General features: G+C 44.4%; 5 protein-coding genes. 4 read left to right on the top strand and 1 reads right to left on the bottom strand.

What is annotated here, in order from left to right; all coding sequences use genetic code 11:
• Nucleotides 1-148: 148 nt before the first annotated feature.
• Nucleotides 149-1147 (bottom strand): class II fructose-bisphosphate aldolase, encoded by a 999-nt coding sequence (locus H8S65_RS20610; protein ID WP_186931684.1) that lies wholly within the window; start codon nucleotides 1145-1147, stop codon nucleotides 149-151.
• 225 nt (nucleotides 1148-1372) lie between these two features.
• On the opposite strand from H8S65_RS20610, the gene H8S65_RS20605 reads away from it, so the two are divergent.
• The 4 genes from H8S65_RS20605 to H8S65_RS20590 all read left to right on the top strand — a co-directional run bounded on the left by H8S65_RS20605 (nucleotide 1373) and on the right by H8S65_RS20590 (nucleotide 4890).
• Nucleotides 1373-1627, top strand: coding sequence for a type B 50S ribosomal protein L31 (locus H8S65_RS20605; RefSeq protein WP_008150452.1), 255 nt, complete (start codon nucleotides 1373-1375; stop codon nucleotides 1625-1627).
• Nucleotides 1628-1849: 222 nt separating this feature from the next.
• A complete protein-coding gene (locus tag H8S65_RS20600; RefSeq protein WP_186931683.1) occupies nucleotides 1850-2947 on the top strand; it encodes a phosphotransferase enzyme family protein in 1098 nt (365 codons plus the stop codon).
• Nucleotides 2948-3072: 125 nt separating this feature from the next.
• Nucleotides 3073-3636 carry a Crp/Fnr family transcriptional regulator gene (locus H8S65_RS20595; protein ID WP_186931682.1) on the top strand — a complete coding sequence of 188 codons (564 nt, stop codon included), beginning with the start codon at nucleotides 3073-3075 and terminating at the stop codon, nucleotides 3634-3636.
• Nucleotides 3637-3717: 81 nt separating this feature from the next.
• Complete coding sequence (locus H8S65_RS20590) at nucleotides 3718-4890, top strand: acyltransferase family protein (protein ID WP_186931681.1); 1173 nt, start codon at nucleotides 3718-3720, stop codon at nucleotides 4888-4890.
• Nucleotides 4891-5100 lie beyond the last annotated feature (210 nt).

Here is a 5100-nt window from a genome sequence, read left to right as displayed (position 1 = left end):
ATAACAAAAAATCTTATGCCGAAAGTTACATAAACTTTGGGTAATAACAAAGTCCGAGCTTGGGAAAGTTCGGACTTTGCGCATAAAAAAAGAGGATGCGACGGTTTTGACACACCCTCCTTCAGTATTTTTAATCTTTATCTCCGGATTAAAGTTTATTGTCAGAACCCAAAACGTTAACAATTTTGTGTTTGTACAATTTCTCCATGTTATCGCGAGCCGGGCCCAAGTATTTGCGCGGATCGAATTCAGCCGGTTTTTCAGCGAAAGTCTTACGGATAGCAGCAGTCATTGCCAGACGAGAGTCTGAGTCGATGTTGATCTTGCATACAGAAGATGTAGCAGCCTTACGCAACCATTCTTCAGGAATACCGATAGCAGCCTTCAAAGCGCCACCGAACTGGTTGATCGTTTCAACTTCTTCCTGCGGAACAGAAGAGGAACCGTGAAGAACGATAGGGAATCCCGGAAGTTTTTCCATTACAGCGTCCAGAACGTCGAATGCCAATGGAGGAGGAACCATCTTGCCGGTAACCGGGTCGATCGTGCACTGTTCCGGAGTAAATTTGTAGGCACCGTGAGAAGTACCGATAGAGATAGCCAAAGAATCGCAACCTGTACGAGTCGCAAAGTCGATAACTTCTTCAGGATCCGTGTATGTGTGATGGTCGGAAGAAACTTCGTCTTCAACACCTGCCAATACACCCAGTTCGCCTTCTACCGTTACATCGAACTGATGAGCATAGTCTACTACTTTCTTAGTCAACGCAATGTTTTCTTCATAAGGAAGATGAGAACCGTCGATCATTACAGAAGAGAAACCGGAGTCGATACAGCTTTTGCAAGTTTCGAACGTATCGCCATGATCCAGGTGCAGAACGATCTGAGGTTTTTCACATCCTAATTCTTTTGCATATTCAACTGCACCCTGAGCCATATAACGCAACAGAGTAGCATTTGCATATTGACGAGCACCTTTAGATACCTGCAAAATCACCGGAGACTTTGTTTCAACTGCAGCCTTGATAATAGCCTGCATCTGTTCCATGTTGTTAAAGTTGAAAGCCGGAATTGCGTATCCGCCTTTGATGGCTTTTGCGAACATTTCTCTCGTGTTCACCAAACCTAAATCTTTGTAATTTACCATTGTTGTATATGTTATTACGTTAATGATTAGAAATCTCCCACAAAGATAACAACTATCCGGGAACATTATGCTTTTAAGCATATAAAATAACACAAAAGTAGAACTGATTGAAAAAATAGTTCGAATTTCTTTGTTTGTTCAACTCTAATCCATACCTTTGCAACCCAAAATACCGGTTACCAGACTAAGTATAAGAATATAAATTAAAAATAAGATAACAAAGCAATGAAAAAAGGAATTCATCCTGACAACTATCGTCCTGTTGTATTCAAGGACATGTCAAACGAGGACGTATTTATCACTCGTTCTACTATCAATGCAAAAGAAACGATCGAAATCGACGGTGTTACTTATCCGCTGGTAAAGGTCGAAATCTCAAGCACTTCTCACCCGTTCTACACAGGTAAGGCTAAATTGGTCGATACTGCCGGACGTGTTGACAAGTTCATGAGCCGCTACGGTAACCGTAACAAGAAATAATTGAAAATTGAACAGAGAATCGTAACTATCGATTCCCGACTTCGATTATATCTAATAAGAAAGGCTGTCCTTCAAAGGATAGCCTTTCTTATTTTAGATGAGGTTCGCCTATAAAGAAAGCAACTTCCGTTTTTTATTTACAAAGATATTCTTACTTTTGTGCGTAACTGAAGATTGAATCCTTTCAATTTTCAATTATCAATTATCAATTAACATAATGCCATGGCAAAAACGAAAGAACAATTACTAAACATCCTGGACCAGTTCCAGCTCACAGAGAAAGTAGTTTCCGCTGAACCATTCGGAAACGGACACATTAACGATACGCTGAAAGTAACAAACGAAAAAGGCGAAATCAAATACGTGCTACAACGCATCAACCACCTGATCTTCACCAATGTGGATATGTTACAGAACAATATCCAGGTCGTTACTTCGCATATTCGTAAGAAACTGGAAGAAAAAGGCGAAAGCGACATCGATCGCAAAGTGTTGACTTTCCTTCCGACAAAAGACAACAAGCTGTATTATTTCGACGGAGACAGCTATTGGCGCGTTTGCCTGTTCATCCCGAACAGCAAGAGCTATGAAGAGGTCAACCCGGAACTGTCTTACGAAGCAGGCAAGGCTTTCGGCGACTTCCAGTCCATGCTGGCCGATATTCCGGAAGGTACGCTGGGCGAAACCATTCCGAACTTCCATAACATGGAATTCCGCCTGGAGCAATTCCACGATGCAGTAAAGGCCAATGCCGCCGGTCGTCTGGACGAAGTGAAAGACTTGATCGAAGAAATCGAAAAACGCGCCGAAGCCATGTGCATCCAGGAACGCCTCTATCGCGAGGGCAAGCTGAAAAAACGCACGAACCATTGCGACACGAAGGTTAACAATATGATGTTCGATGCCGAAACCGACAAGGTTTTGTGCGTAATCGACCTCGACACGGTCATGCCGGGTTTCGTTCTGTCAGACATCGGCGACTTCATCCGCACAGGAGCCAATACCGGTGCCGAAGATGACGAAAACCTGGACAATGTCAACGTCAACATGGATATTTTCAAAGCCTATACACGCGGCTACATGGAGAAAGCCAAGTCCTTCCTGACCCCGACGGAAATCAAACTGCTCCCATACGGCGGCCGTTTGCTGACCTACATGCAGACAGTCCGTTTCCTGACTGACTACATCAACGGCGACACATACTACAAGATCCATAGCCCGAAGCACAACCTTACCCGCACAAAGGCTCAGTTTAAACTGCTCCAAAGCCTCGAAGCGCACGCAGATGAGATGGATGCGTTCATGAGCGAATGGCTGTAGGAACAGTTCAATAATTCAATTGGCGGTTGGCAATCAAGCGGTGAGATAATTACTGCCTGGTTGCCAACTGTTTTTTACCGGTTTTTCGTATCTTTGTGATTGACAGGCAATGCCGAAGTAACATCATGACAAATATATTAAATAAAATAAACTCCTTGTTTCCTATCTCCGACGATACCGTTCAAGTATTGAAAGAGAACGTGACCTACTGCCGCTTTCCTAAAAAGTATCAGTTGATAAAAGCAGACACCTATTGCAAGTCCGCCTTTTTCATCGAGAAGGGGATAACGCGTTCCTTTTGGCTGGTAGACGGCGAAGAGGTTACGACATCGTTTGCCGGAGAAGGGAGTATTGTGTTCAGTATGGATGAACTCTATTATGGAAAGATCAGTGAAGAATTTGTCGAAACGCTGGAAGAGGTGGAAGCCTACCGGATATCGCTGGCAACTTTGACACATCTTTTCGAGACAAACATTGAACTGTGTAACTGGGGAAGAATCATCCATCAGAACGAATACAGGCGTTTGCATCGCAGCCACAAAGATCATTTGACCTTGTCGGCGAGGGAACGATACGAAGCGTTCAAGGAGCAGTTTCCGGACGCATACCGGCGAGTGAACTTAGGATATATCGCCTCTTATCTGGGTATCAGGCTTTCTACGCTCAGCCGGCTCCGGGCGAACGGATAGCCGAATTTGACATAGGACAAATTTTTTACCCTAAAAAACAAATACTTTTGCCGCATATTACAAATATCTAATTCAATATCAATGTCAGACACAACAATCTCTTCAGCCGCATTTGCGGATACCAAACCCCATTACGAGCTCCTTGACGGATTGCGAGGGGTGGCAGCCTTACTGGTTGTTTTTTATCACATCTTCGAAGGTCTTTCGTTTGCAGCCGGAGGAACTCCTATCACAACGATCAATCATGGTTACCTGGCCGTCGATTTCTTCTTCATCCTTTCAGGTTTCGTAATCGGTTACGCCTACGACGACCGCTTGGGAAAAACAATGACGACCGGTAACTTTTTCAAACGTCGCCTGATACGTCTCCATCCGATGATTATCATGGGAGTGATATTGGGAGCGATAGCCTTCTTCATGCAAGGTTGTGTCCAATGGGACGGTAAACACGTGGCTATCTCGGCAGTGATGCTATCCACACTCTGTGCGATGTTTTTCATTCCCGCCCTGCCCGGTGCGAGATATGAAGTGCGTGGCAATGGCGAAATGTTCCCGCTCAACGGTCCAAGCTGGTCGCTCTTTTTCGAATATATCGGTAACATCCTTTACGCCGTTTTCATTCATCGCCTTTCCACTAAAGCCCTGACCGTACTCGTCGCTCTTTTAGGGATAGGGCTTGCCGGATTCACGCTCTTCGATGTTTCGGGATACGACATGATCGGTGTGGGCTGGACGCTTGACGGCGTGAATTTCCTCGGAGGTTCCTTGCGTATGCTCTTTCCCTTTTCGTTAGGAATGCTGTTATCCCGCAACTTCAAACCGCTCCAAATGAAGGGGGCTTTCTGGATTTGTTCGATCGTCCTGCTGATCCTCTTCTGTGTGCCTTACATAAAGGTGGACACCGCTCCCATAAGCCTCAATGGGCTATTCGAAGCGGCCTGCATCATCCTCATTTTCCCCGTCCTTGTCTGGCTTGGAGCCTCCGGTAAGACTACAGACAAACGTTCGACGCAAATATGTAAATTCTTAGGTGACATATCCTATCCGCTCTATGCCGTCCACTACCCGATCATGTACCTGTTCTATGCTTGGCTTATCGACAACGAACTCTATACTTTCGCTGAAATCTGGCCTATGGCAATAGCAGTCTACGCCGGCAGCATCATCCTGGCTTACCTCTGCCTGAAACTTTATGACGAACCGGTAAGGAGATGGTTAGGCAAAAAGTTCCTGAAAAAGAAACCTGCACTTTAAAAACATTTTAATATAGATTTATACCAAAAAGGTCGACTCCGATACCGTTTAATGGTACTATTTAGTTCTGATTATATGGAAAGTGAAATTATATAATAAAAGCGGGAGATAGATAATTCTATACTCCCGCCCCATCATAGTTATCGTTTTAGCCAAATCAATTGACTTTTAATGAGATTTCTATTCCCTTTAAATCTGTACGCCCCCTCT

The sequence above is a fragment of the Parabacteroides hominis genome, assembly GCF_014287585.1.
GTDB classification, from domain to species: Bacteria; Bacteroidota; Bacteroidia; order Bacteroidales; family Tannerellaceae; genus Parabacteroides; species Parabacteroides hominis.
This window is presented reverse-complemented; position numbering and strand designations above follow the sequence as displayed.

Bases quoted from the DNA above. Each gene is read 5' to 3' on its own strand.
- H8S65_RS20605 (WP_008150452.1), top strand. From the start codon at position 1,373: ATGAAAAAAGGAATTCATCCTGACAACTATCGTCCTGTTGTATTCAAG.
- H8S65_RS20590 (WP_186931681.1), top strand. From the start codon at position 3,718: ATGTCAGACACAACAATCTCTTCAGCCGCATTTGCGGATACCAAACCC.
- H8S65_RS20610 (WP_186931684.1), bottom strand. From the start codon at position 1,147: ATGGTAAATTACAAAGATTTAGGTTTGGTGAACACGAGAGAAATGTTC.
- H8S65_RS20595 (WP_186931682.1), top strand. From the start codon at position 3,073: ATGACAAATATATTAAATAAAATAAACTCCTTGTTTCCTATCTCCGAC.
- H8S65_RS20600 (WP_186931683.1), top strand. From the start codon at position 1,850: ATGGCAAAAACGAAAGAACAATTACTAAACATCCTGGACCAGTTCCAG.